General features: G+C 73.6%; 20 protein-coding genes and 1 tRNA gene. 2 read left to right on the plus strand and 19 right to left on the minus strand.

Annotation, left to right across the window (positions count from 1 at the left end; genetic code table 11):
- Window positions 1–204: 204 nt before the first annotated feature.
- Complete coding sequence (locus tag IF129_RS00910; protein WP_191207442.1) at window positions 205–1,362, minus strand: branched-chain amino acid ABC transporter substrate-binding protein; 1,158 nt, start codon at window positions 1,360–1,362, stop codon at window positions 205–207.
- A gap of 279 nt (window positions 1,363–1,641) precedes the next feature.
- Window positions 1,642–2,319: an ANTAR domain-containing response regulator gene (locus tag IF129_RS00915; RefSeq protein WP_318153473.1), complete on the minus strand. Its 678-nt coding sequence runs from the start codon at window positions 2,317–2,319 to the stop codon at window positions 1,642–1,644.
- A 98-nt stretch (window positions 2,320–2,417) separates the two neighbouring features.
- Here IF129_RS00915 and IF129_RS00920 point away from each other — a divergent pair.
- A tRNA-Leu gene (locus IF129_RS00920) sits at window positions 2,418–2,492 on the plus strand.
- Between the two features lie 191 nt (window positions 2,493–2,683).
- On the opposite strand, the gene pyk is transcribed toward IF129_RS00920, so the two are convergent.
- The 13 genes from pyk to IF129_RS00985 all read right to left on the minus strand — a co-directional run bounded on the left by pyk (window position 2,684) and on the right by IF129_RS00985 (window position 20,109).
- A complete protein-coding gene (gene pyk, locus IF129_RS00925) occupies window positions 2,684–4,111 on the minus strand; it encodes a pyruvate kinase (RefSeq protein WP_191207444.1) in 1,428 nt (475 codons plus the stop codon).
- A gap of 99 nt (window positions 4,112–4,210) precedes the next feature.
- The gene (locus tag IF129_RS00930) at window positions 4,211–5,560 is read right to left on the minus strand and encodes a glutamine synthetase family protein (RefSeq protein WP_191207445.1); all 1,350 of its coding nucleotides are present in this window, start codon (window positions 5,558–5,560) and stop codon (window positions 4,211–4,213) included.
- Window positions 5,557–7,344 carry an IucA/IucC family protein gene (locus tag IF129_RS00935; RefSeq protein WP_191207446.1) on the minus strand — a complete coding sequence of 596 codons (1,788 nt, stop codon included), beginning with the start codon at window positions 7,342–7,344 and terminating at the stop codon, window positions 5,557–5,559. Before IF129_RS00935 ends, IF129_RS00930 begins: the two co-directional genes overlap by 4 nt.
- Entirely contained in the window at window positions 7,341–8,648 is a 1,308-nt protein-coding gene (locus IF129_RS00940; RefSeq protein WP_191207447.1) for an MFS transporter, read from the minus strand. Before IF129_RS00940 ends, IF129_RS00935 begins: the two co-directional genes overlap by 4 nt.
- A complete protein-coding gene (locus IF129_RS00945; protein WP_191207448.1) occupies window positions 8,645–10,030 on the minus strand; it encodes a lysine N(6)-hydroxylase/L-ornithine N(5)-oxygenase family protein in 1,386 nt (461 codons plus the stop codon). The genes IF129_RS00940 and IF129_RS00945 overlap by 4 nt, the downstream gene beginning before the upstream one ends.
- Window positions 10,027–11,808 (minus strand): IucA/IucC family protein, encoded by a 1,782-nt coding sequence (locus tag IF129_RS26650; protein ID WP_191207449.1) that lies wholly within the window; start codon window positions 11,806–11,808, stop codon window positions 10,027–10,029. Before IF129_RS26650 ends, IF129_RS00945 begins: the two co-directional genes overlap by 4 nt.
- A 32-nt stretch (window positions 11,809–11,840) precedes the next feature.
- On the minus strand, window positions 11,841–13,100 hold the full coding sequence (locus tag IF129_RS00955) for an alanine racemase (protein WP_318153474.1): 1,260 nt from the start codon (window positions 13,098–13,100) through the stop codon (window positions 11,841–11,843).
- 46 nt (window positions 13,101–13,146) lie between these two features.
- On the minus strand, window positions 13,147–13,779 hold the full coding sequence (locus tag IF129_RS00960; protein WP_191207450.1) for a GNAT family N-acetyltransferase: 633 nt from the start codon (window positions 13,777–13,779) through the stop codon (window positions 13,147–13,149).
- 68 nt (window positions 13,780–13,847) lie between these two features.
- Window positions 13,848–15,371 (minus strand): pyridoxal phosphate-dependent decarboxylase family protein, encoded by a 1,524-nt coding sequence (locus IF129_RS00965; RefSeq protein WP_191207451.1) that lies wholly within the window; start codon window positions 15,369–15,371, stop codon window positions 13,848–13,850.
- Complete coding sequence (locus IF129_RS00970; protein WP_191207452.1) at window positions 15,368–16,711, minus strand: diaminobutyrate--2-oxoglutarate transaminase family protein; 1,344 nt, start codon at window positions 16,709–16,711, stop codon at window positions 15,368–15,370. Before IF129_RS00970 ends, IF129_RS00965 begins: the two co-directional genes overlap by 4 nt.
- Before the next feature lie 289 nt (window positions 16,712–17,000).
- Window positions 17,001–17,876, minus strand: coding sequence for an ABC transporter ATP-binding protein (locus IF129_RS00975; protein ID WP_191207453.1), 876 nt, complete (start codon window positions 17,874–17,876; stop codon window positions 17,001–17,003).
- The gene (locus IF129_RS00980) at window positions 17,873–19,042 is read right to left on the minus strand and encodes a FecCD family ABC transporter permease (protein WP_318153475.1); all 1,170 of its coding nucleotides are present in this window, start codon (window positions 19,040–19,042) and stop codon (window positions 17,873–17,875) included. Before IF129_RS00980 ends, IF129_RS00975 begins: the two co-directional genes overlap by 4 nt.
- Window positions 19,039–20,109 (minus strand): FecCD family ABC transporter permease, encoded by a 1,071-nt coding sequence (locus IF129_RS00985; RefSeq protein WP_318153476.1) that lies wholly within the window; start codon window positions 20,107–20,109, stop codon window positions 19,039–19,041. Before IF129_RS00985 ends, IF129_RS00980 begins: the two co-directional genes overlap by 4 nt.
- 72 nt (window positions 20,110–20,181) lie before the next feature.
- On the opposite strand from IF129_RS00985, the gene IF129_RS00990 reads away from it, so the two are divergent.
- Window positions 20,182–21,198: an ABC transporter substrate-binding protein gene (locus tag IF129_RS00990; protein WP_191207455.1), complete on the plus strand. Its 1,017-nt coding sequence runs from the start codon at window positions 20,182–20,184 to the stop codon at window positions 21,196–21,198.
- 104 nt (window positions 21,199–21,302) lie between these two features.
- Here the strand turns inward: IF129_RS00990 and IF129_RS00995 are convergent, their stop codons facing one another.
- The 4 genes from IF129_RS00995 to pepN form a co-directional block, all read right to left on the minus strand.
- Complete coding sequence (locus tag IF129_RS00995) at window positions 21,303–22,100, minus strand: iron-sulfur protein (protein ID WP_318153477.1); 798 nt, start codon at window positions 22,098–22,100, stop codon at window positions 21,303–21,305.
- A gap of 186 nt (window positions 22,101–22,286) precedes the next feature.
- Window positions 22,287–22,883 (minus strand): hypothetical protein, encoded by a 597-nt coding sequence (locus tag IF129_RS01000; protein WP_318153478.1) that lies wholly within the window; start codon window positions 22,881–22,883, stop codon window positions 22,287–22,289.
- Window positions 22,884–22,933: 50 nt separating this feature from the next.
- Window positions 22,934–23,371, minus strand: a complete 438-nt coding sequence (locus IF129_RS01005) for a VOC family protein (RefSeq protein WP_191208210.1) — start codon at window positions 23,369–23,371, stop codon at window positions 22,934–22,936.
- A gap of 241 nt (window positions 23,372–23,612) precedes the next feature.
- Complete coding sequence (gene pepN, locus IF129_RS01010; protein WP_191207456.1) at window positions 23,613–26,135, minus strand: aminopeptidase N; 2,523 nt, start codon at window positions 26,133–26,135, stop codon at window positions 23,613–23,615.
- Window positions 26,136–26,170 lie beyond the last annotated feature (35 nt).

The raw sequence follows: 26,170 nt of genomic DNA on the forward strand, positions 1-26,170 counted from the left end.
AACGACTTCCTTATGGGAACGAGCCACCGCCCCGCACGTTCAGCACGGCTCCGGCAGCAGCGGAGGAAAAACGCGGCCACCGCGGAGAACGGCGGACCGTGGAACACCGGTCGGCGCAATGCACGCGCGCATCGCGCCGACCGGGACCGGTCATCGCAGAAACCGGCCGAAACACCGGGCCGTCACCGGCCCCGGGGCGACGCGTTACTCGGCCGCCAGCTCGTCGATGTTCCCCACGTACCCGATCTTCTCGTCCTGGACCTCGTACATGTAGATGGTCTGGTTCTTGAACTCGCCCTTGTCGTCGAACGAGAACGTCTTCGTCAGACCCTTGTACTCCACGCCGCGCAGCGACTCCAGCAGCTTCTCGCTGTCCGACTCCGCACCGCCCGTCTCGGCGATCTGCGCGATGATCATCTGCGCGACGTCGTAGGACTCGGCCGAGTACGTACCGGGTGCCTGGTTGAACTCCGCCTGGTAGTCGTCGGCGAACGCCTTCGTCGCGTCCTCCTGCGTCGGGTCCGTGCAGGGGCAGGTCAGCTTCCAGCCGTTGGCCGCGTCACCGGCCAGCTTCACGAAGCCCATGTCGTTCGTGCCGTCACCGGACATCGTGGTGCCCTCGAAGCCCGCCTCGGCCAGCTTCGTCGCGAACGGGCCGGCGTCCTCGTAGTAGCCCGCGTAGATCAGCCCGTCGGCCTTCTGGCCCACGACGCTGCGCGCCGCCGCCGAGTAGTCCGGAGTCTTCTGCGGAACCGACTGGCGGACCACCTCGATGCCGGCGGCCGTCAGCTCCTTCTCGGCGACGTCCGCCAGACCCACGCCGTAGTCGGTCTTGTCGTCCACGACGACGACCTTCTCCGCGTCCGTCGCCTGGTCGAAGTACTTCGCCATACCCGCGCCCTGGGCCGAGTCGTTCGGCACCGCGCGCAGGAAGCTCTCGTACCCCTTCGTCGTCAGGTCGGGCCGCGTCGCCGACGAGGAGACCGCCGGGATACCGGCCTCCGCGTAGACCTCCGCGGCCGTGTCCGCCGGGCCCGAGAAGGCCGGGCCGATCACCGCGATGACACCTTCGTCAATTGCCTTCTGCGCGGCGGCGGTCGCCTTGTCCGGCTGACCCTGGTCGTCGGTCGGGAAGTACTCGATCTCGAAGTCGTAGTCGCCCGAGGCATTCGCCTGGTCGATCGCCAGCTTGATACCGTTCTCCATATTGGTACCAAGCTGGACATTGTCGCCGGAAAGCGGTCCCTGAAAGGCGATCTTGATCGTGTCGCCACCGCCACCGCTGTCACTTCCACACCCGGTCAGCGCGAGAGCGCTGATGGCCAGCGGCGCGGCCAGCTTCACAAAGGTCTTGTTGAGCACGTGGGAACCCCCTGGTCCGGCCCAGAACAGTTGGCAGCCGCCGGAAGACGACCGGCGGGAGCAAGACCGTACGAACGTACGGCTGGCCCGGAATCTATGCCGCAGGGAGCAAACCAAACAGACAACCGCCACAAGTGTGATGCGGCTGTGACCTGTGCCATGCGCCGGAAAGAGGACGGTCCTTACCGCTCACCGAACGAAACGGGAAGATCCTTTAAAGCGCCCCCGAGGGGCAAAAACGGGCGAGGCGGAACGAAACCGCCTCGCCCGCGCCCCGCGTCACCGCTGCTTGGCCTGCTTCTCCGCCTGCTTCTCGGCGGCGTCCTCGATGACGGCCTCGGCGACCTGACGCATCGACAACCGACGGTCCATCGACGTCTTCTGAATCCACCGGAAAGCGGCCGGCTCCGTCAGTCCGTACTCCGTCTGCAACAACGACTTCGCCCGGTCCACCAGCTTCCGGGTCTCCAGCCGCTGGGTGAGGTCCGAGACCTCCTCCTCCAGCTGCTTCAACTGCGCGAACCGCGACACCGCCATCTCGATCGCCGGCACGACGTCGCTCTTGCTGAACGGCTTCACCAGGTACGCCATCGCCCCGGCGTCCCGCGCCCGCTCCACCAGCTCACGCTGGGAGAACGCCGTCAGCATCAGCACCGGCGCGATGCTGTCCTCCGCGATCTTCTCCGCCGCCGAGATCCCGTCCATGACCGGCATCTTCACGTCCAGGATCACCAGGTCCGGACGGTGCTCCCGCGACAGCTCCACCGCGGTCCGGCCGTCCCCGGCCTCACCGACCACGGTGTACCCCTCCTCCTCCAGCATCTCCTTCAGGTCCATCCGGATGAGAGCCTCGTCCTCCGCGATCACCACGCGGGTCGTCGCGGGCGGCACGTGCGCGCCCCCGTCCTCGGGGACATCGGCCGGCGTGGGGTTCTCGGGGGCGTCAGCGGCGCTCACTGGTGCTCCTCGCATATCGAGCAGGTCGGGCCCCATGAGCCTATCTGCCTGCGGTATGGTGGTGTCACATCGAAGGCCAGGCGACCTTCCTTTCTTAGGCCCCGGTAGCCCAATTGGCAGCAGGCAATGGATTCAAAACCCATACAGTGTCGGTTCGAGTCCGACCCGGGGCACTTTTCCTTCCGTTCGAAGGTCTGGGCCCGCAGGCCGCTCCGCTGCTCCGGCTAACCCCTTCGGTCGGCCCCGCGTCGAACACTCCCCGCGGCATCGTCGCGCGCGACGCCCCGTGGGCACGCCCGCGCCGCACCGCGGACACGCACGTGGGGGCGAAGCTCTGAGCGACCCGCCCCCGCGGCGGCTGCGGTCAGCGGTGCTCCTCGCCGATGTGGTGGACGCGGACGAGGTTGCTGGTGCCGGGGACGCCGGGGGGCGACCCGGCGGTGATGACGACCGTGTCGCCGCGTTCGCAGCGACCGATCTTGAGGAGCTGTTCGTCGACCTGGTCGACCATCTCGTCGGTGGTGGCGACGGTCGGGCCGAGGAACGTCTCGACGCCCCAGCTGAGGCAGAGCTGGGCGCGGGTGACGGGGTCGGGGGTGAAGGCCAGCAGCGGGATGGGTGAGCGGTAGCGGGAGAGCCTGCGGGCGGTGTCGCCGCTCTGGGTGAAGGCGACGAGGAACCTGGCACCGAGGAAGTCGCCGACGTCGGCGGCCGCGCGGGCGACGGAGCCGCCCTGGGTGCGGGGTTTGGTGCTGGGGCTGATGGGCGGCAGGCCGCGCGCGAGGAGGTCCTCCTCGGCGGCGGTGATGATGCGGGCGGCGGTGCGGACGGTCGCGACGGGGTGTTTGCCGATGCTGGTCTCGCCGCTGAGCATGACGGCGTCGGTGCCGTCGATGACGGCGTTGGCGACGTCGGAGGCCTCGGCGCGGGTGGGCCGGGAGTTCTCGATCATGGAGTCGAGCATCTGGGTGGCGACGATGACCGGCTTGGCGTTGCGCTTGGCGAGCTTGACGGCGCGCTTTTGGACCATGGGGACGCGTTCGAGGGGCATCTCGACGCCGAGGTCGCCCCGGGCGACCATGAGGCCGTCGAAGGCGTGGACGATCTCGTGGAGGTTCTCCACCGCCTGGGGCTTCTCGATCTTGGCGATGACGGGCCGGTGGATGCCCTCCTCGGCCATGACGCGGTGGACGTCGCGGACGTCGGCGGCGCTGCGGACGAAGGACAGGGCGATGAGGTCGGCACCGTGGTGCAGGGCCCAGCGGAGGTCCTCGTGGTCCTTCTCGCTGAGGGCGGGGACGGAGACGGCGACGCCGGGGAGGTTGATGCCCTTGTGGTCGGAGACGAGGCCGCCCTCGATGACCGTGGTGCGGACGCGGGGGCCGTCGATGGCGGTGACGTGGAGGGTGACCCGGCCGTCGTCGACGAGGACGGTGTCGCCGGGGTTGACGTCGGCCGCGAGGCCCGCATAGGTGGTACCGCAGGTGGTGTGGTCGCCGGGGACGTCCTCGGTGGTGATGGTGAACGTGTCGCCGCGTTCGAGGAGGACGGGGCCTTCGTGGAAGGTGCCGAGGCGGATCTTGGGCCCCTGGAGGTCGGCGAGGACGCCGATGCTGCGCCCGGCGTTCTCGGCGGCCGTGCGGGCGTGGTGGGCGCGTTGTTCGTGTTGGGCGTGGGTGCCGTGGCTGAGGTTGAGGCGGGCGATGTCCATTCCGCTGTCGACGAGGGCTTTGATCTGCTCGTACGAGTCGGTGGCCGGTCCCAGGGTGCAGACGATTTTTGCTCGGCGCATGCGGCGAGCCTATGGCTTACCGACTGGTAGTCGTCCGGTGGCCGGTGGCGGGTGAATGACGTGGCGGCGAAGCGTCGTTGACGATTCTCCGGCGGGTTCTCAGAGGCGTTCGAAGCCGCGGTGGCGCTCCCAGTCGGTGACCGTGCGCTCGAAGGCGGCGAGTTCGGTGCGGGCGGCCTGCGCGTAGTGCGTGCCGACGGTGTCGCCGAAGGTCTTGGCGACGGTCTCGCTGGTCTCCCAGTGGTGGAGGGACTGGGTGAGGGTGGCGGGAAGCCGGGGGACGGCGGGGTCGGTGAGGGCGTTGTGGGGGTGGGGGTCGGGGAGGGGCAGCTCGTTCTCGATGCCGTGGAGGCCGGCGGCGATGAGCGCGGCGAGGGCGAGGTAGGGGTTGGCGTCGCCGCCGGGGACGCGGTGCTCCAGGCGCAGCGAGTGGCCCTGGCCGACGACGCGGACGGGGCAGGTGCGGTTGTCGCGGCCCCAGGTGATGCCGGTGGGGGCGAAGGCGCCGGGCTGGAGGCGCTTGTAGCTGTTGATGTTGGGGGCGAGGAGGAGGGTGAAGTCGGGTAGGCAGGCGAGCTGTCCGGCGATGAAGTGGCGCATGAGGGAGGACATGCCGTCGGCCGCGGTGGGGTCGGCGAGGACGGGGGTCCCGTCGGTGCCGCGCAGGGAGAGGTGGATGTGGCAGGAGTTGCCTTCGCCGTCGTCGTACTTGGGCATGAAGGTGACGGCGTGGCCCTCCTGGGCCGCGATGGCCTTGGTGCCGTGTTTGAACAGGGCGTGGTGGTCGGCGGTGGCCATGGCCTCGTCGTAGCGGAAGACGATCTCGTACTGGCCGGGGTGGACCTCGGCGCGGGCCGTTTCGAGGGTGAGTCCGGCGGCGGTCATCTCGCGGCGCAGGCGGCGCAGGAAGGGTTCGAGGTGGGTGGTGCCCTGGAGGGCGTAGTCGACGGTGTGGCGGGTGGCGGGGCGTAGGTCCTGGTAGTGGGCTTGGTGGGCCTGAGCGTAGGTGTCGTGGAAGACGAGGAACTCGAGTTCGGTGCCGGCGTGGGCGGTGAGTCCGTGGGCGGCGAGACGGTCGAGCTGGCGGCGGAGGATGTGGCGGGGGGCGACGGGGACGGGGGTGCCGTCGGGCCAGGTGGCGTCGGCGATGACCAGCGCGGTGGCGTCGTCCCAGGGGAGGGTGGTGTACGTGGTGGGGTCGGGGCGCAGGAGGAAGTCGCCGAACCCGGTGTTCCAGGCGTCGATGGCGTAGCCGGGGCCGGTGTTCATGTCGACGTCGGTGGCGAGGAGGTAGGTGCAGGCGCCGAAGCCGTGGGGGGCGGCCTCGTCGAGGAAGTGGGGTATGGCCAGGCGGCTGCCCTGGAGGCGGCCTTGCAGGTCGGGGAGGGCGACGATGATGTTGTCGAGGTCGCCGGCGGCGTGGGCGGCGCGGAGGTCGTCGTAGGTCATGGCTGGTCCTGGGCGGTGGCGAGGGGGTTGGGGATGCGGCCGTGGGTGACGTCGAAGCCCTCGTCGCGTTCGGCACGGTCGTGGAAGGCGCCGCCGAGGAGCTGTTCGCGGTTGAGGGCGATGCGGTCGAAGGCGGGGGCGAGGAGGCCGTAGGCGTCGGCGCGGTGCGCGTGTTCGGGGAAGCGCCGGTGGTAGCGCTCGATCTCGGCGCGGACCAGGGCCCAGAAGCGGGGTTCGGGGAGGTGGAGGTGGTCGGCGAGGAGGGGGGCGAAGTAGCGGAAGTGTCCGGCGAAGACGGCGCTGAGGAGGGAGTGGGCGAGTTCGCCGGCGGGCCAGCGCAGGAGGATCGTGTCGGCGCGTTCGGTGAGGTCGGCGTAGGCGGGGTGGGGTTCGGGGAGGAGGTTGACGTCTTCGGCGAAGTCCTTGACGGCGATGCCGATGGGCGTGTCGGTGGCGTCGTAGAGGACGACGGTGTTCTCGCCGTGGGGGCAGAAGGCGACGCCGTAGGCGTAGAGGTGGTGGAGGAGGCCGGGGAGGAGGGCCTGGAGGAAGCGCCGGAGCCAGTTCTCGGGGGTGCGTCCTGAGCGGTGGACGAGTTCGGTGACGAGGGCGCGGCCGTCGCTGCCGGTCGTCAGGAGGGCGGCCATGGTGCGGGCGCGTTCGCCGTCGCGCAGGTGGGTGTGGACGGGCTCGCGCCAGACGGCGCCGAGGAGTTCGTGGTAGCGGTAGGGGGCGTCGGGGACGGCCTGGTAGAGGGGGTGGCGGACGGAGACGGCGGCCACTTCGCCGAGGGGGTGGAAGCGGAGTTCCTCGCTGAGGTAGGGGTCGCGGGCGCGGAGGGTGTGGAGCCAGTGGCTGACGTCGGGGGCGGCGTGGGTGGGCTCGGTGGACAGGCCGCGCCAGACGAGGGTGTTGCGGATGAGGAGGGGGACCTTGACGTTGCGGCGGTGGGGGTGGTCGAGGTTGGCGAGGGTGCGGATGGACTGGAGGGGGCGGTAGCGGTCGGGGCTCTCGCCGAGGCGGACGATGCGGCCGTCGGCGAGGTAGGGGGCGAAGAGCGTCTCGACGGCCTCGTCCCAGTGGAAGGGGTGGACGGGCAGCCAGGTGTAGTCGGCGGGGTCGTGGCCGGTGCCGGCGGTGGCCTTGTCGAGCGTGGCGGCGTACTGGCCGCGGGTGTGGGCGTCGAGTTCCTCGCTCAGCAGGGTGTCGGCGGTGAGGCCGGGGGTGCCGCTGTAGGTGGCGAGGCCGGTGTGGACGGCCGCCCATATGAGGCGTATCTCCCCGGCGGCTTCGGGGGTGTAGGTGGCCGCGTCGCGGCCGGAGAAGCCGAGGCGGCCCTTGTTGAGGAGCATGCACGGGTGGCCGTCCTGGTGGGCCTCGAGGTCGAGGTGGTCCAGGTCGGCGAGGGCGGCGGCGGTGCGCTGCCGGGTGAGGGCCGCGGCGTCGGCCCGGCGGGTGGCGGTGAGTTCGCGGAGGATCTCGGCGGTGGTGGGTCCGTCCCAACCGAGCGTCGGGCGGGCGTCGAGGAGGAGCTGTTCGGGGCCGGGTTCGCCGTCGGGTGCCGGTGTCCGGGTGGGTGGGCCGGTCAGGCGCCAGGTGCCGAAGGTGCCGCGGGTGGCGGTGAAGGTCCAGTGGACGCCGCCGTCGAAGGTGAGGCGGTACGTGTCGGGCCGGTCCTCGACGGGCTCGGGGGTGAGGAGTTCCTCGTAGGCGAACTCCTCGATGGCTTTGACGAGCAGCCGGTGGCCCGCGTGTGCCCAGGTCTCGGGGGTGGGGCGGTTCATGCGTGTGCGTCCTTCGGGTCGGGTGCGGTGGTGCGGATGCGGCTGCGGGTGAACGCGAGGGTGAGGAGCGCGGCGGCGAGGAGGGCGGCGGCGGCGACGCCGAGGGGCAGGCCGAGGTCGTGGCCCGCCGCGGCGGCCGCGGCGAGCGGGGCGGCGATGAGGCCGGCGGAGCGGACGGTCTCGACGGCGGTGAAGGCGGGGCCCGCGGTGCCGGTGGCGCGGAACATGCGCAGTTCGACGGCTATCTGTGCCAGGCCGAGACCGAGGCCGAAGAGGACGCGTCCGGCGGCGAGGACGGGCAGGTTGTCGGCGAGGTACTGGACGCCGAGGCCGGCGCCGGTGACGGCGAGCGAGGCGGGCAGGAGGGTGGCGCCGTAGCGGCCGAGGCAGTGGCGGGCGGCGGGGAGGGTGGCGAGGGCGGCGGCGGAGGGGAGGAGGAAGAGGGCGGCGGCGACGGTGGTGCTGGTGCCGAGTTCGGTGGCGTGGGTGGTGAAGAAGGGACGGGAGACGCTGATCGCGAAGTCGAAGGCGACGCCGATGAGGGCGGCGGACGCCAGCAGGAGGAGCCAGGCGGTGCGTCCGGCGGGGTGGGGCGCGCGGTGTCCGGGCCGGGGGGCGGGAAGGTGGCGGAGGGTGCGCAGGAGCAGGGCGGCCAGCAGGAGGTCGAGGAGGGCGAAGGCGGAGATGCCGAGGCGGGGTTCGGGGAGGGCGAGAACGGCGGCGCCGGTGGCGGTGGCGGCGATGGAGGCGAGGTGGAAGACGGCGACGATCGCGCGGATTCCGGCGAGGCGGGCCGTGTCGCTGTCGGGTTGGCCTTCGGTGGCGTGGCGGCTGTACTCGCCGATGAGGGCGGGGTAGGCGAGCAGGAGGGAGCAGTTGGCGGCGACGGAGGCCGCGGAGAGCGCGGTGAAGGCGGTGTAGGTGGGGGCGAGGCCGAGGGCGAGGTCGCAGGCGGCGGAGGCGAGGAGGCCGGTCAGGACGAGGCGGTGGGCGGGCCAGCGTCGGGCGGCCAGGCCCCACAGGGGGAGGGCGGCGAGGCCGATGATGCGGCATATCCACAGGTAGTAGCCGGTGGCGCCGGTGTCGTCGATGGCGTAGAGGCGCGCGAAGAGTTGGGGCAGGAAGGGGGCGAGCGCGGTCTCGGCGACGAGGTAGAGGGCGATGACGGCGATGAGGACGCCGCGCAGGTGGCGTGCGGGTGGGGCGACGGCGGTGGCCCCCGTCGCGGCGGCGGCGGGGGCGGTGGGCTGGGCGGGTTCGGCGGGGTGCGTGGTGGCGCCCCCGCCGTGGGTGTGGGTGGTCACGGGCGGGTTCCCACGGTGGCCGGCGGGGTGGGCGTGTCGTGGTCGCCGTCGTGCCCGGTCGTGGGCGCGCCGAAGGTGGTCCAGGAGGTGCGGCGGGGGACGGGGAGGGTGTCGGCGCCGGTGGCGGCGTTGAGGATGGTGGCGGCGCGCCAGGCGCCGAGGGTGAGGTCGGGGGCGCCGACGCCGTGGGTGTGCATCTCCGCGTTCTGGACGTAGAGGGTGCCGGTGACGCGGGGGTCGAGGGCGACGCGGTAGTCGCCGTCGATCTGGTAGCGGCCCCGGGGGTCGAGGTCGATGAGGTCGAGGAGCGGGTCGAGGAGGGCGGGGCGGGTGGGGGCGTAGCCGGTGGCGGCGACGACGGCGTCGGTCGTGACGGTGAAGTCGCGCTGCTGCTCGGTGTGGTGGCAGGTGAGGTGGTAGCGGTGGCCGTCGTGGTGGGCGGCGGTGATCTCGACGCCGGGGTGGAGGTCGGCACGGGGGCGGCCGCCGCCGATGGTGCGTTCGTAGAGCTCGTCGTGGATCTCGCCGAGCGTCTCCTCGCTGACGCCCTTGTAGAGCTGCCACTGCCGGCGGGTGAGGCGTTCCCGGGTGGTGTCGGGGAGGGCGCGGAAGTAGTCGATGTAGTCGGGGGTGAAGTGCTCCAGGCCGATCTTGGAGTACTCCATGGGGGCGAAGGCGGGGGTGCGGGCGAGCCAGCGGGTGTGGGGGCCGCCGCGGCCGTCGCCGTCCTGGTGGCGGATGAGGTCGAGGGCGACCTCCGCGCCGGACTGGCCCGCGCCGATGACGGTGACGTCGTCGAGCGCGCCGAGTGCGGTGCGGTGGGTGCGGTAGTCGGCGCTGTGCAGGACGCGTCCGGTGTGCTGCGGGGTGAGGAGGTGCTGGAGGGCGGGCGGCACGGTGGGGGTGGTGCCGGTGCCGAGGACGATCTGCCGGGCGGAGAGCCGGGTGGTGGTGCCGTCGGCCGCGCGGTGGGTGACGGTGAAGGTGTGGGTGGTCTCGTCCCAGGTGAGGGCGGTGACGTGGGCGTCGAAGCGGGTGTTGGGGAGGCGTTCGGCGACCCAGCGGCAGTAGTGGTCGTACTCGCGGCGCGGGATGTGGAAGCGCTCGGAGAAGAAGAAGGGGAACATCCGCTGGTGGTGGCGGAGGTAGTTGAGGTAGGACCACGGGTTGGTGGGGTCGGCCATGGTGACGAGGTCGGCGAGGAAGGGCACCTGGAGGGTGGTGCCTTCCATGAGCAGCCCGGGGTGCCAGGAGAAGGCGGGTTTGCCGTCGAGGAACAGCGTGGTGAGGTCGGGGACGCGGTCGGCGAGTGCGGCCAGTGACAGGTTGAACGGGCCGATGCCGATGCCGACCAGGTCGTAGGTGGGCTGCTGGGCTGTCACCGCTGGGCCTCCGCGAGGGGGTTGGGTAGGTCGATGTAGACGGACTGGGTGTGGACGTCGCCGACGAGTTCGTCGAGGCCGTCGACGCAGGTGAGGTAGTTGCCCTTGCAACGCAGGGTGGGGGCGTCGAGGAGGAGGCCGAGGAGGCCGTCGGCGCCGGGGTGGGCGGTGCGCGCGGCGGTGAGGCGGGTGCGCAGGGTGGTCAGGAGGCGCGTCTCGTCGGCGAGTCGGAGGGCACCGAAGGCGCCGACGAGACCGAGGAGGTTGTTGATGCCGAGGTAGTAGGCGACGCGTTCGTCGACGAAGGTGTCGTCGAAGACGAGGTCGACGTCCTTGGTGGCGCCGGGCAGGAGGTCCTCGATGGCGTCGGCGTGGGAGGCGGCCAGGTAGTAGCCCTGGCTGTCGCGGTACCAGCCGGCGCGGGGCAGGCCGGTGTCGTCGAGGGTGACGAGGGTGTTCTGGTGGTGGGGTTCGAGGGCGATGCCGTAGTGGGCGTGGAGGGCGATGAGGGGGATCGCGAGGACGTCGAGGTAGCGGTCCAGCCAGAGTTCGGCGGCCTGGGCGGGGGTGAGGTGATGGGCGTGGGCGGCGCGGTGGACGGCGTCGGCGAGGGTGGCGCGGTGGGCGGGCGGGGTGCCGTCGCCGGTGCGCTCGGCGAGGAGGCCGGCGACGCACAGGGCGTCGTCGGGGCCGCCGTGGAAGGGGTTGTCGCGCAGGGCGGTTTCGAGGCCGGTCTCGGTGTCGCCGGGGCCCGCGGAGATCCAGGCGTGGTCGCGGAGGATGCCGAAGGCGGGGTGGTGCCGGCTCAGCCAGTGGGCGGGTCCGGCGGCCAGGAGGCGGGCGGCGCGGACGCCGAGGCGCATCTCGGCGCGCAGGTTGTTGCGCCGGGAGTTGGTGATGCGCATGCCGAGGGAGAGTTTGAGCTGGTGGGGGGCGTCCGGCCGGTGCACGGTGCGGACGGAGGAGGTGGGGTGCCAGGGGTCGCCGTGCGGGCCGAGGGGGGTGAGGAGGCCGTCGTCGATGAGGGCGCGGACGGCGGGTCGGCGCAGGATGTCGCGGGCCTGCCAGGGGTGGGCGGGGACGGGGAGGGTGCCGTCGGGGAGGGTCAGGCCGCGGGTGAGGGGGCGCAGGAGGTCGGCGGGGTGGGCGCCGGAGGTCGTCTCACCGGTGACGATGTCGGGGTGGGCGGCGAACCAGTGGAGGGGGAAGGCGCCGCGCAGTTCGGGTGAGTAGGTGTCGAGTTCCGCGTCGGATGCCTCTTCGCGGCTCTTGGGCGCGGGGTGGAAGGGGTGGCCGAGGAGGAGGGCCTGTTCGGCGTCGAGGAAGGGGGTGGGGCCGGTGGTGCCGGGGGGTTCGGCGCGGCGGGCGGCGAGGTGGGCGGCGGTGCGGCGGGCGGAGCCGAGGACGCGGGCGGCGGCGTCGGTGCCGTGGTGGGGCGACAGGCCGCGGCCGAGGGTGGTCTGCCGGATGGTGGCGGCGGCGACGAGGGCGGCGTCGGCGGGCAGCGGCGCGGCGTCGGGGGCGCCCGGGCCGGGGAGGAGCGCGGCGGGGCCGAAGCGGTGCCAGCCGGTGGGGCTGCGGTGGTGGACGGGGACGGTCAGGGTGATGCCGGTGGCGGGCAGCGGCAGGTGCAGGTCGTGCCCGGTGGGGGGCACGGGGGTGCCGGTCTCGCGGACGTAGGCGCGCAGCAGGGTTTCGGTGGCGGCGTGGTCGGCGGCCTGCTGGGCGTCGGGGTGGTCGAGGGGGTCGGGGGCGGGCGGCGGCGGGGTGTGGGGCACGGCGGGCTCCTGGGGTGGGGTGTGCGGCCGGGTCACAGGACGTGGCGTTCGGCTGCGGGGTGCCCGAGGAAGTGGGGCATGGCGAACTCCCAGCCGTAGGAGCCGGCGTTGGGGAAGACGACGAGGTCCCCGGCGCGGATGCGGTCGACGCGGACGTCGCGCAGGAGGGTGTCCTCGGGGGTGCACAGTTCGCCGACGACGGTCAGGGGCGCGTCCTCGGCGGTGGGGCGGGGCAGTTCGGCGGGCCAGTCGTCGACGGGCAGGACGGCGATGTTGTGGACGATGTCCCAGGAGGTGGGGAGCTGGAAGTGGTTGATGCCGCCGCGGAGCATGGCGTACCAGTGGCCGTAGGAGTTCTTGAGGTCGGTCACCTCGGCGGCGTACCAGCCGCACTCGGCGGCGAGGTAGCGGCCGGGTTCGAGGATGACGCGGACGCCGGGCGGGGGCGGGGTGTCGGCGATGAGGGCGCCGAAGCGGGCGGTGTCGAAGGGCTTCTCGTCCTCGAAGGCGACGCCGAGGCCGCCGCCGGTGTCGATCTGGCGCAGGTCGATGCCGTGGGCGCGGGCGGTGTCGGTGGCCCAGGTGACGCACCAGCGGACGTAGGCGGCGTGGGATTCGGCGTCGAGGTTGCCGGAGGCGGCGTGGATGTGGAAGCCGACGACGTCCAGGGCGGGGAGGGTGGCGGCCTCGGCGAGGACGGCGGGGACGTCGGGTTCGGGGACGCCGAAGGCGGAGGGGACGCCGCCCATCTGGAGGGAGCCGGTGAGGGGGATGTGCGCGGGGTTGACGCGCAGGGAGACGCGGGCGGTGGTGCCGTGCCGCTGGGCGATGTGGTTGATGCGGTGGAGTTCGAGGAGGCTCTCGGCGTTGATGCTCTCGGCGTCGGCGCGGACGAGGGCGGTGAGGACGGCGGTGGACTTGGCGGGTCCGGCGGCCAGGACCGGTGTGGGAGCGGCGGCCGGCCGGGGGTCGGTGCGGGCGTCCAGGGCGGTGCGGGCGAGGGTGAGTTCGCTGACGGAGGCGACCTCGAAGCCGTCGACGTGGTCGGCGAGGCCGGCCAGGACGGCGGGGTGGGCGTTGGCCTTGACGGCGTAGTAGACGGCGGCCCAGTCGGGCAGGGCGGCGCGCAGTTCGCGGGCGCGGGCGGCGGCGGTGTCGGGGTCGTAGAGGTAGGCCGCCAGGGGCGCGTGGGTGCGGGCCAGTTCCGTGAGCCGCGTGCGGACCCGCTCGGGGAGGCGGGTGAGCGGGTAGGCGGCGCGGTGGGCTGCGGAGGGCGGGAGCTCGATCGACACGGGGTCTGCCTTGACTGGTGGGTGCGGTCCGGGGGCGGGGCGGGCGTCAGCGCAGGGCGCCGACGACCATGGTGTGGCGGCGCCATCCGGGGTAGGGCTCGACGGTGCCGACCTTCTGGAAGCCGTACTTGGCGTAGCGGTCGAGGACGACGTCGTTGCCGTCGGCGAGGAGGGCGGCGGCGCGTTCCTCGGTGCGGTCGGCGATGAACGCCTGGAAGAGGGCGAGGCCGACGCGGGTGCGGCGCCAGGCGGGGGCGACGAGGAGTTCGCAGACGCCGACGGTGCGGCCGGGGTGTTCGCGGACGTACTCGGGTGCGGGCTGCGGGGTGAGGCCCTCCCACCACAGGGTGTCGGTGGGGAGGGTGTAGCCGTAGATGTAGCCGGCGACGGGCGCGTCGGCCCCCTCGGCCCCGGTGGCGGTGTCGGTGGCGCGGGCGGCGACGAGGGCGAAGCCGGGGCGTCCGGCGTGGCGGGTGAGCCGTTCGGCGATGGGCGGGTCGCAGTGGTCGCTGAGGCCGATGGCGTGGGCGTAGACCTCTTCGTAGGCGCGGGCCCAGGGGCGGGGGTCGGCGGCTATGTCGGCGCCGGTGTGGTGCTCGATGCGGATGCCGGCCGGGAGGTGGGCGATGAGGCCGTCGGGTCTGACGTCGGTGAGGGCGGTGGCGGTACCGGCGGGCATGGTGGTCCTCCAGGAGGTGGTGCGGCTTTGCGCCAGGGATCGGTTCGATTAGGCGAGGCTAAGCTAAATCACAGGGCGCTGCTTTCCAAGCGGGCCTGGGGGGCGGGAAGGGTCACCACGTCGGCGGTGGGGCTCAGTTCGGCGCGTTCGGCGACGAGCTTGAGCAGCGCGTCGAGGTCGGCGGCGACGGTCTGCGGGTGCAGGAGGGTGGCCTTGAGCCACAGGCGCCGGGTGCCGTCGTGGTCCTCGGCGGTGGCGCGGCCGAGGACGGCGAGTCCTTCGGTGAGGAGCTGGCGGCGGATGCCGGCGACGAGTTCGTCGCCCTCCTCGGCCGGGAGCCGGTCGGCGGCGACGGGCCGGAAGAGCACGGTGGAGATGCCGACGGGTCCGGGTCGGCGGCGCAGGGCCGGGTGGGCGTCGACGGCGTCGCCGAGGCGGCGGGCGGTGCGGACGCAGTGTTCGACGACGCGGCCGAGCCCTTCGCGGCCGAGGGCCCGCAGGGTGACGGCGATCTTGAGGGCGTCGGGACGGCGGGAGGTGCGCAGGGAGCGGCCGAGGAGGTCGGGGAGGCCGGCTTCGGTGTCGTCGTCGGCGTTGAGGTAGTCGGCGCGCAGGGAGAGGGCGTGCAGCAGCTCGGCGTCGGGGACGGCGAGGACACCGGCGGCGACGGGCTGCCAGCCCATCTTGTGCAGGTCGAAGGTGACGGAGACGGCGTGCTCGATGCCGCGCAGGGCCTCGGCGAGTTCGTCGCTGAACAGGAGCGGGCCGCCGTAGGCGGCGTCGACGTGGAGTTCGGCGCCGTGCCGCTGGGCGGTGAGGGCGATGGCGGGGAGCGGGTCGATGAGGCCCTCGTCGGTCGTGCCGGCCGTGGCGACGACGAGCGCGCGGTCGGCGCGGCCGGTGGTGTCGGCGAGGTCGCGCAGGGCCGTGTCGAGGGCGGCGGGGTCCATGCGCCCGCCGGGGCAGGGGATGTGACGGGGTGCGGGCAGGCCGAGGATCCAGGCGGCGCGGTGGACGCTGTGGTGGGCGTTCTCCCCGCACAGGACGTGCAGGGTGCCCCGGCCGTCGGTGGCGGCACGGGCGCGTTCGCGGGCCAGGAGCAGGGCGACGAGGTTGGACTCGGTGCCGCCGCTCGTGATGAGGGCGTCGGGCCGCTTCTCGGCCGGGTACATGAGGGTGGCGAGGGCGGCGGTGACCTCCTCTTCGACGACGGCGGCTGCCGGTGCCTGGTCCCAGGAGTCCATGGAGGGGTTGAGGGCGGAGGCGGCGAGGTCGGCGGCGGCGGCGACGGCCAGGGGCGGGCAGTGGAGGTGGGCGACGCAGTGGGCCTCGCCGGGGTCGGCGGCGCCCTGGGCGGTGGCGCGGACGGTGTCGTAGAGCGCGTCGTGGGCGCCGACGCCCTGGGCGGGGAGGATGGGGGTGAGGAGATTCCGGGTGCGGGCGGTGACGGCCTCGGGGCCGCCGGCGGGCAGGGCGCCGCCACGGGCGGCGGCGCCGTCGGCGAGGGCGTCGAGCGCGACGGCGGTCAGGGCCCGCAGGGCGCGCGGGTCGCCCGGACCTGCGGCGACGGCGGTGTCGGGGTACTGGCTCATGCGGCGGGCTCCACGTCGGTGAGGGCGTCGGCGAGGCGGGTGAGGACGGTGTCGGCCTGGGCGTCGGTGAGGACGAGCGGCGGCAGCAGGCGCAGCACAGAGCCGTCGCGGCCGCCGAGTTCGAGCATGAGGCCGCGGTCCAGGCAGGCCTTCTGGAGGGCGCGCGCGTAGTGGGGGTGGGTGGGCCGGGCGCCGGTGGCGTCGGGGTCGGCGTCGGGCTGGACCAGTTCGACGCCGATCATGAGGCCGCGCCCCCGGACGTCGCCGATGACGGGATGGCGCGAGGCGAGTTCGCGCAGGGCGCTGCGCAGGCGGGCGCCGGTCTTCTCGGCGTGTTCGGCGAGCTGTTCCTCGGCGACGGTGCGCAGGGTGACCTCTCCGGCGACCATGGCGAGGGTGTTGCCGCGGAAGGTGCCGGTGTGGTCGCCGGGCTGCCAGGTGTCGAGGTCGGGCCGGTAGGCGATGAGGGCGAGGGGCAGTCCCCCGCCGACGGCCTTGGAGGTGACGAGGATGTCGGGGGTGACGTCGGCGTGTTCGCAGGCCCAGAAGCGGCCGGTGCGGCCGATGCCGGTCTGCACTTCGTCGATGATGAGGAGGACGCCGTGTTCGGCGGTGATGCGGCGCACCGCGCGCAGCCAGCTCGCGGGGGCGGGGATGACGCCGCCCTCGCCCTGCACGGCTTCGAGGATGACGGCGGCCGGTGGCGCCATGCCGCTGCTGGGGTCGGTGAGGTAGGTCTCCAGGAGCCGGGTGCTGAGTTCGGCGCCCTGTTCGCCGCCGACGCCGAAGGGGCAGCGGTAGGCGTAGGGGTAGGGCAGGCGGGTGACGGGCTGGGCCGCGGCGGGGCCCTGGCCGTCGGCGCCGCGCATGCGCAGCGGGCCGGAGACGGAGGCGGCGCCGAGGGTCATGCCGTGGTAGGCGCCGGTGAAGGCGACGACGCCGGTGCGGCCGGTGGTGGTGCGGGCGAGTTTCAGTGCGGCTTCGACGGCGTCGGTTCCGGCGGGGCCGCAGAAGTGCAGGACGGCGTCGTCGCGCAGGTCACCGGGGAGGCGGCGCAGGAGTTCGGTGGTGAAGGCGTCCTTCTGCGGGGTGATCATGTCGAGGGTGTGGAGGGGTGCGCCGGAGCCGAGGGCGCCGTGGAGTGCGGCGATGACGGCGGGGTGGTTGTGCCCGAGTGCGAGGGTGCCGGCGCCGGAGAGGCAGTCCAGGTAGGTGCGTCCGTCCGCTCCGGTGACCTCGGCGCCGGCGGCGCTGACGGGGGCCACGGGGAGGGTGCGGGCGTAGGTACGGGCGGCTGACTCGCGTCGCGCCTGCCGGTCGAGGAGTTGAGCACGCAGCATGCGGCGAAGCCCTTCGGGTCACGGTGAGGTGGTGCGGTGCGCCGTTCGGCGCGCGGCCCGCACAAGCAGACTTAGGTTAGCCTAACCATCACCGTCGACGATACGGGGCCTCTGCCGTGGGGGGCTCGCGACCGACGCGTCCCCGACGGGTTCCGCCGGGTGGTCAACGGCCCTCCGCCCACGCGGGTTACGACCTCGGGCCGGCCGACGGGGACGTCCCGGGAGGGCGAGGAGCTCGGCGGGCCCGACGTCGCGTGCCGCGAACGGAGGCGCGGCCGGTCGCGTCCGGTCAGCCCCGCGCGGCGGGCCGGTCGTGGCGGCTGAGCGGGACGACGAGGGGCGCGCCGGTCTCCTCGTCGGTGCGGACGCGGGCCCGCAGCCCGAAGACGTCGGTGAGCAGGTCCTCCGTCAGCACCTTCGCGGGCGGACCGCTCGCGGCGATCCGGCCGTCCTTCATGGCGACGAGCCGGTCGGCGTAGCGGGCCGCCAGCGACAGGTCGTGCAGGACGAGGACGACCGTGCGGCCGGTGTCGTGGTGCAGCTCGCGCACCAGGTCCAGCACCTCGATCTGGTGGGCCAGGTCGAGGTGGTTGGTGGGTTCGTCGAGCAGGAGCAGCTCGGTGTCCTGGGCGAGGGCCATGGCGATCCAGGCGCGCTGCCGCTGGCCGCCGGAGAGTTCGTCCAGCGTGCGTTCGGCCAGGTCGTGGGTGCCGGTGGCGCGCAGGGCCTGCTCCACGACGCGCTCGTCGTCGCCGGACCAGCGGCGGTACCACGTCTGGTGGGGGTGACGGCCGCGGGCGACGAGGTCGGCGACGGTCAGCCCCTCGGGCGCGACGGGGCTCTGCGGCAGCAGGCCCACCAGGGACGCGACCTGACGGGTGGGCATGGTGTGGACGGGCTTCCCGTCCAGCAGCACCCGTCCGGAGCGCGGCTTCATCAGCCGCCCGAAGGCCCGCAGGAGGGTCGACTTGCCGCACCCGTTGGGGCCGATGACGGCGGTGACCGTGCCGTCGGGGATGTCCAGGTCCAGGTCGTGGACGACGGCGCGGTCGCCGTAGCCGAGGGTCAGCCCCTCGGCGCGCAGCCGCACCGGCGGGGGCGCGGCGTCCGCCGTGGCGGCTGAGCCGGCGGCAGAGGTGGGGGCCGGGGCGGTGGTGTCGGTCATGAGGTGCGGGCCTTTCCGCTGCGGACGAGCAGGTACAGCAGGTAGGGCGCGCCGAGGGCCGCGGTGAAGATGCCCACCGGCAGCTCCACGCCGCTGATCAGGGTGCGGCCGAGGAAGTCGGCCCACACGGTGACGGCGGCGCCCAGCAGCGCGGACGCGAACAGCGGGGGGTGGCCGGTGCGCAGGAGGCGCAGCGCGAGCTGCGGACAGGCGAGGGCGACGAAGGCGATGGGGCCGGTCGCGGCGGTGGCGACGGCGGTCAGGAGGACGGCGGTCAGGAGCAGGGCGGCGCGGGCGCCCGTCATGCGCACGCCCAGGCCCCGGGCGGTGTCCTCGTCGAAGGCGAGCGCCCCGAACTGCAGCGAGAGCAGGAGGGCGGCCGGGAGCAGCAGGGTGAGGGCCCAGGCGGCGGGGGCGGCGATGTCCCAGTTCGTGCCGTTGAGGCTGCCGTTGAGCCAGATCAGGGCGCGACCCGCGTCGACGATGTCCGCCTTGACCAGCAGCCAGGACAGCACGCTCGTCAGTGCCGCGTTGACGCCGACGCCGACGAGCAGGACGCGGTAGCCGCTGATGCCCTGGCGGACGGCGAGGACGTAGACGAGGAGGGCGGCGGCGAGCCCGCCGGTCACGGCGGCCGTGGGGATGCCCACGTCGCCCACCAGGCCCCCGGCCGCCCCGTTGGCGCCGGCGAAGACGATCACGCTGACGGCCCCGACGCCCGCGCCCGCGGTGATGCCCAGGATGTCCGGGCTGGCCAGCGGGTTGCGGGCGATGCCCTGGAGGATCGCGCCGGCCAGGCCCAGGGACGCGCCGACGAGGGCTCCGACGACCGAGCGGGGCAGCCGCAGCTCCCACACCACGAGTTCGGCGACGCCGTCGGCCGTGCCGAGGAGCGCCTGGAGGACGTCGCCGGGGCTGAGCGGGAAGTCGCCGCGTCCGGTGTTGAGGACGACGGCGGCGCACAGCGCGAGCGCGATGGCGCACGGCACGAGGACCGTGCGGGGCCGCCACACGGCCGAGAGCGGGCCGAGGCGCACCGGGGTGCGGCCGGGGACGCGGGGCACGGCGCTCCTTTCCTTGACGGGCCGGTGGCCCGCGGCGTCCGGACGGCCGGGCTCGGCCGGGGGCTCGGCGGCCGCCTCGCGGGCGGCGGGTGCCGGGCTCACAGCCGCACCGGCTTGCGGCGGCGGACGAGCTGGATGAAGACGGGCGCCCCGATGAGCGCGAGCATGATGCCGACCTGGAGTTCGCCGGGTCGGGCGACGACGCGTCCCAGGACGTCGGCCACGAGGACGAGGGTGCCGCCGAGCAGCCCGGCGTAGGCGAGCACCCACCGGTAGTCGGGTCCGGTGAAGTGGCGGGCGATGTGCGTGGCGACGAGGCCCACGAACCCGATGGGCCCGCAGGCGGCCACGGCGGCGCCGGTGAGGAGGGTGATGGCGGCCATGCCCACGGTCCGGGTCGCGCCGACGCGGACGCCGAGGGTGCGGGCCACGTCCTCGCCCAGGGAGAGGGCGTTGAGGCCGGGTGCGTTGTAGGCGGCGAGCAGCAGGCCGAGCACGATGAAGGGGAGGAGCTGGGCGGTGAACTCCAGCGGGCGGCCGTTCACGGCGCCGACGGTCCAGAAGCGGTAGGTGTCCAGCGCCTGCCGGTCGAAGATGACCATGCCGGCGGTGATCGCGGTGAACAGGGCGTGCGAGGCGGCGCCCGCGAGGGCGAGCGTGACGGGGGTCGCACCCCCGCGGGTGAGGGAGCCCACGAAGTGGACGAGCAGGGCCGCCATGGCCGCCCCGAGGAAGGCGAACCACACGTAGCCGTAGAGGTCGGTGACGCCGAGGAGGAAGACGGCGCCGACGACCCACATGCCGGCGCCCGCGCTGAGCCCCAGGATGACCGGGTCGGCGATGGGGTTGCGGGTGTGACCCTGCATCAGCGCGCCCGCGACGCCGAGCGCCACCCCGGCCACGAGCGCGAGCACGGTGCGCGGGAGCCGCAGCGCGTGCACGATGACGTCGGCCTCGGCCGTGCCGCCGGGGTTGCCCAGCGCGTTCCAGACCTCGCCCGGCGTCAGGGACTTGGAGCCGAAGGCGACGCTGGCCAGCAGGGCGAGCAGCAGCGTCGCGACGAGGATGAGCAGGCCCGTCCAACGGCGGTGGGCACGCCGCACGGCGACCTGTCGCCGCTTCCCCGTCCGGGGCGGCGCGGATAGCGCTTCGATCACAATCTCCTTCACCGGCACCATGCTGTAGGTTAGGCGAGCCTAAGCTTAGGGCGCACCCCCCCCCGTGAACGAAGGGACCACCTGATGAGAGCCCGCTGGCTCCCCCGCATCGGCCGCTCCGTCGGCGCCGTCACCGTCGCCATCGGTCTGTTCGCCACCGCCGCGTGCAGCAGCGACGACGCGGACAAGAATACGGACGACCAGGCCGACAAGAAGCCCGCGGCGTCCGACGCGGCCTTCCCGCGCACCGTCGAGCACGCCATGGGCGAGACGGAGATCGAGGAGGCCCCCCAGCGGGTCGTCGCCCTCGACATGACCTTCGTGGACGCGACGTTCGCGCTGGAGGGCAACGTCGTCGGGTACACCACCTTCACCGGTCCCGAGGAGAAGCTGCCGCCCTACTTCGGCGAGGACATCGAGACCTACGGGGCCGAGGCCGCGGAGGTCGGCACGCTCGACGAGCCGAGCCTCGAGAAGATCATCGCCCAGAAGCCGGACCTCATCCTCTCCGCGAAGGTCCGCCACGAGAAGCTGTACGACCAGCTCTCCGAGATCGCCCCGACCGTCTTCACCGAGGACACCGGCGCGACCTGGAAGGAGAACCTGGCACTGGTCGGCGAGACCCTCGGCAAGGAGGAGCTCGCCGAGGAGAAGGTCGACGCCTTCGAGACCCGCGCCAAGACGATCGGTGACGCCGTCCGGGAGAAGGAGGGCGCCAACCCGACCGTCTCCGTGGTGCGCTTCGTGGACGGCCCGACGCGGCTGTACAAGGAGGACACCTACGTCGGTGTCATCATCAACGACCTCGGCTTCGACGTCCCCAAGGACGCCCAGGGCACCGGCTTCAACGCCGACATCTCCGAGGAGCAGATCGCCAAGGTCGACGCCGACGACATCTTCGTGACCGCCTACCCGGACCCCGCCGGCGCCGGTGAGAAGAGCAAGAAGAAGTTCATGGCCAACCCGCTGTGGGAGCAGCTGGAGGGCGACGTCCACGAGGTCGACGACATCACGTGGATGATCGCGGTGGGTCTGTACGGCGCGGAGGTCGTCCTCGACGACGTCGCCACGACCTACGACGTGGACCCGGCCCGCGCGTAACACCGCACCCGGACGGCGACCCGCTTCCCGGCGGGGTGCCCGGCACGCCCCTCGTGCCCGGCACCCCGCCGCCGTCGATTCCGGGTGGCTCCGTGTGGCGGGGGTCAGCGCACGCGGGGGCAGGCGGCGCAGAGTTGAGCGCTGGGAAAGGTGTAGTAGAGGCAGCAGTTCATCCGGGTGCGGGTGCCGTCGGGGCGGAAGCGGGCGGAGCCCGCGAACGGCGGAGTGCCGCCGGGCAGCAGCGCGTCGGCGGCCCGGGCGGCGGCGGGACGGTCGCCCAGCAGGTCGCCCAGGTAGCCGAGGCCGTCGGCGAGTTCGTCGGTGGCCACGCCCCACATGCCGCGCGCGCCCCGGCGCAGCAGCGGGCCGAAGGCGGTGAGCAGCGGCTCCAGATGGGCGGCGACGGCGGCGCGCAGGTCGGCCCGCAGTGCCTCCTCGTCCGGGACGGTGCGCGCGCCGGGCAGGGCGGCGGCCGGGTCGCCGGGGAGGACGGTGACGCGCGTCGGCGTCAGCGCGAGGACGCCGCGTGCCTCGTGGTAGGCGACCCCGTCCGCGTCCAGCCACGGGACGCGTCGTTCGAGGTACCAGGGCGCACTCATCGCCAGGCACGCGACGAACGCGTACTGGTGCAGGATCTCCGTCGCGGCGACGTCGGGGCGCGGGGCGGCTCCCTGGGCGCTTTCCATGGCCTGGGCCTGACGGCTGAGGAGGTGGCCGCGCAGCGCGTCGTCGGCGGCGAGCGCCCGCCCGGTGAGCCAGCCGCCCCCGGTGGGCGGCTCGGTGGTGACGCGCAGCAGGGGGAACGCCGCCGCGAACCGGCGGTAGGTCCCGGCGGCCAGGTCCACGGGCTCCGGCGGCGCGGGCGCGGGCGGTACGTCCAGCGGTGCGGTGGTGGTCGGCACGGGCCCCCCTTGGTTCAGCGCGGTCGGCACGATCGGCACATCAGGTAAGCCTCACCTTAGAGCCACGATCACCTCCGGCGACACCCCTGCCTCCGCGCACGGGGCACCGGGCGGGCCGGCCCCACCGTCACGGCACCTTCCGTCAGACCACGCGGGTCCCCACCGAGACCGCGCAGGCGACAGAAGCTAGCAACCCGCCTCGACGCCGTCGTTCAGGTACGTCTCGACGCTGACCGAGTATCCCGCCCCGGTCGTCAGGTCGGGGCGGCTTCCGTGACCGTCCTCCCTGAGGATCTCGGCGGTGAGGAAGACGAGCCGCAGGGACATGTCCTCCCGGGTGAAGCACATTCCGCCGGGCGAGTCTTCCGGGCCCGGATTCCACCCGTCCCGCACCGCCGACGTCCGGTAGTGCGCGGTCACGTCCTCCCGTGTGCCGGGGAAGGCGTAGGTCCGGTCGGCGTACACCACGACGTCACCGCTGTCCGCCCAGCAACCGGCGTCCACCTTCTCGAACCCCCGGGCGACGGCGGCCCCGTCGGGCCGGGAGTCGAGGATGTCGAGCGCCGCCACGTCCCTCACCCGACCGTCGGCCCCTTCGCAACCTCCGGCAGCGTCCAGCAGCGCGCAGCCGGTGAGCGGTGCGACCCCGAGCACGGCGGAGAGGACCAGGGCTGTGTGGCGGGTGGTTCGCCTTGTCGGCAGGCGCAACGGGGGCTCCAGGGTGAAGGTCGCGAGGAGGACCCCGGGCGAGGGAGTCGTCCGCGCCGGCTCCGCGGCAGGCACGTACCGGTTCTACCAGTCGTCGTCACGCCGCGAGCTGTGCGGTGGGCCCGTCAGTCGAGGCAGAACTCGTTGCCTTCGGGGTCGGCCATGATCAGGTGCCCTGCGGCGAGCGGCGGGGACGGCTCATGCCGCTGGAGCCGGATGGCGCCGCGCCCGGCGAGCCGTTCGGCCTCGGCCTCCAGGGCCGCCATCCGGGCCTCGCCCTGGAGCCCGGGGGCGGCCCGTAGGTCGAGGTGCACGCGGTTCTTGACCTGCTTGCCCTCGGGGACGCGCTGGAAGAACAGCCGGGGCCCGGCGCCGTCGGGGTCGACCACGGCCGAGGCGTCGTTGCGCCGCTCCGGTGGTACGCCCATCGCCTCCAGGGCCTGCTCCCAGGTGGCGAAGCCGCCGGGCGGTTCCTGGAGGCGGTAGCCGAGCGCTTCGGTCCAGAACGCGGCCAGTGCGGCCGGGTCGGCGCAGTCGAAGGTGATCTGGATGTCGCGGGCCATGACGGCTCGCCTCCCGTCGGTGGAGGGGGTGGCGGTGCCTGCGGGGGCACTCATCACCAGCTTCTCCCGCGTTGCGGTCGGTTCCGTTCCGCAAGGGACGGGCGGTGACGCGTGTCCCCGCGGCGCACCTGAGCGGGCGCACCGCGTGGTCCGTTCGGCGGGTGGCGGGGTGCGGCCGGGGTGGGCCGGTGCCGTGGAGGCTCCGGCCCACCCCGGCCACGTCACCGGGCGGGCCGGGCGGTCAGCCGTCCGCCGCGGCCTCGCGGACGCGGAGGGCGCGGGCCAGGTCGTCCAGTGCGTCGGCCAGCGGGCGGCGCAGGGCGGGGTCGGGCTCGCTCTGCGCCAGGCACCGCTCGCCCAGGGCGAGGACGTGCGGCTCGACCAGGGTGCGCGGGAAGGCGGCCCCGGCGGCGAAGTGGGCGAGCGAGGGGCCCCGGCGGGCGGCGAGCGCGACGGCGTCGTCGAAGTACCGGTCGGCGTAGGGGCGGACGAGGTCGGCGTGCTCGGCGTGCCAGAAGCCCTGGGCGGTGGCGTTGAACAGGTAGTTGGACAGTTCGTCGCCGGGGCCGAACAGGGCGTCCCAGGCCGCCGCCTTGGCCTCGGCCGTCGGCAGGGCGGCCCGGCAGCGGGCGGCGCCCTCCCGGCCGGTCGCGCTGGCGTCCCGCTCGGCCTCGGCGTGGATCTCCTCCTCCCCCACGGCGCCGAGGACGGCGAGCCGGTGGAGGATCTGCCAGCGCAGTTCCGGGTCGAGGGACGGGCCGCCGGGGACGGTGCCCTCGGCCATCCACCGGGAGCACGCGGTGGGGTCGGTGGTGGTGGCGATGGCGGCGCGGACGGCGGTGAGCCGCAGGCCGGGGTCGGAGCCGTCGGCCGTCTTGGCCAGCAGCTCGCGGCACAGGGCGTGCAGGGTGGCGAGCGCCTCGGGGCGGCGTCCGGCGGGCAGCAGCCGGTCGGCGACCTCGGAGCGGGCGAAGGCGAGGACGGTCTGCACGACGGCGTTGTCCGTCTCGTGCGGGAGGTGGGCGCGGGCGGCGTCGAGGTATTCCCGCGGCGGGAGTTCGCCGTCGCGCACCATGTCGCGGGCGGCGTTCCACACGACGGCGCGGGAGAGCGGGTCGGGCAGGCCGGAGAGCGCGGCGCGCACGGTGTCCCAGGAGGCGGCGTCGAGCCGGATCTTGGCGTAGGTGAGGTCGCCGTCGTTGAGGAGCACCAGGTCGGGGCGGGGGCCGGGCCGGTCGACGGTGGTGGTGCCCGGGTCCTGCGGGACGTCGACGTGGGGGCGTTCGCGCAGCACGAGCTGGCCGGGCTCGGCCTCGGCGCGGTCGTAGACGCCGACGAGGAGCCGGTGCGGGCGGGTGCCGTCGTGGCGGATGTCCAGGCGCCACCGGTCGGGGGCGGCGTCGCCGACGGCGGGCACGAGGGTGTCGACGCCGCTGGTGCGCAGCCAGCGCTCGGCCCAGGCGTGGACGTCCTTGTCGGAGGCTCCGGCGAGGGAGTTGAGGAAGTCGGCCAGGGTGGCGTTGCCGAAGCGGTGGGCGGCGAAGTGGGCGTTGATGCCGGCGAGGAAGTCGGCGGGGCCCAGCCAGGTGACGAGCTGGCGCAGGGCGGAGGCGCCCTTGGCGTAGGAGATGCCGTCGAAGTTGAGCCGGGCGGAGGCGGTGTCGGGGACGGCCTCGGGGTCGGGGGCGACGGGGTGCGTGGAGGGGCGCTGGTCGGCGTCGTAGCCCCAGCTCTTGCGGGCGACGGCGAAGTCCGTCCAGGTGTCCGCCCAGCGGGTGGACTCGGCGAGGACCTGGTAGCCCATGTACTCGGCGAAGGACTCGTTCAGCCAGATGTCGTCCCACCAGCGCAGGGTGACGAGGTCGCCGAACCACATGTGGGCCATCTCGTGGGCGATGACCATGCCGCGGATCTGGCGCTGGGTGTCGGTGACGGCGGAGCGGAAGACGAACTCGTCGCGGAAGGTGACCAGCCCGGGGTTCTCCATGGCCCCGGCGTTGAACTCGGGGACGAACGCCTGGTCGTAGGAGTCGAACGGGTAGGGCTCGTCGAACAGTTCGTGGTAGCGGTCGAAGCAGCGGCGGCTGACGGCGAGGAGTTCCTCGGTGTCGGCGTCGAGGTGGTCGGCCAGGGAGCGGCGCACGTGCAGCCCGAAGGGCAGCCCGGCGTGCTCGGTGTGCACGGAGTGGTAGGGCCCGGCGGCGACGGCCATGAGGTAGGTGCTGATGGGCGGGGTCGTGGTGCACGTCCAGCGTCCGGGGCGGGCGGCGTCGCGGGTGGCGATGCCGTTGCCCAGCACCGTCCACGCCTCGGGGGCGGTGACGGTGACGGCGAACTCGGCCTTGAGGTCGGGCTGGTCGAAGCAGGCGAAGACCAGCGGGGCGTCGGACTGGCAGCACTGGGTGTAGAGGTAGGTGAGGCCGTCGGCCGGGTCGGTGAAGCGGTGCATGCCCTCACCGGTGTGCGAGTAGGGCATGTCGGCGACGACGCGCAGCTCGTGCTCGCCCGCGTCGAGACCGGTCAGGGCGATGCGGCCGTCCGCGTGGGCGCCGGCGGGCAGGGGGGCGCCGTCGAGGGTGGCCGTGTGCAGGGTGTGCGGCCGCAACTCCACGAACGTGTCGCCCGCGCGGCGCGCGGTGAAGCGGATGACCGTGGTGGCGCCGAACACCTCCTCACCCCGGGTGACGTCGAGGTCGACGGTGTAACGGTGGACGTCGAGGAGGGCTGCTCGGGCCTGCGCTTCGTCGCGCGTCAGTACGGACATGGCCACATCGTGCCTTACGGAGCGGACGGCGCCCA

This window comes from Streptomyces chumphonensis (genome assembly GCF_014779715.1).
GTDB lineage: Bacteria > Actinomycetota > Actinomycetes > Streptomycetales > Streptomycetaceae > Streptomyces > Streptomyces chumphonensis.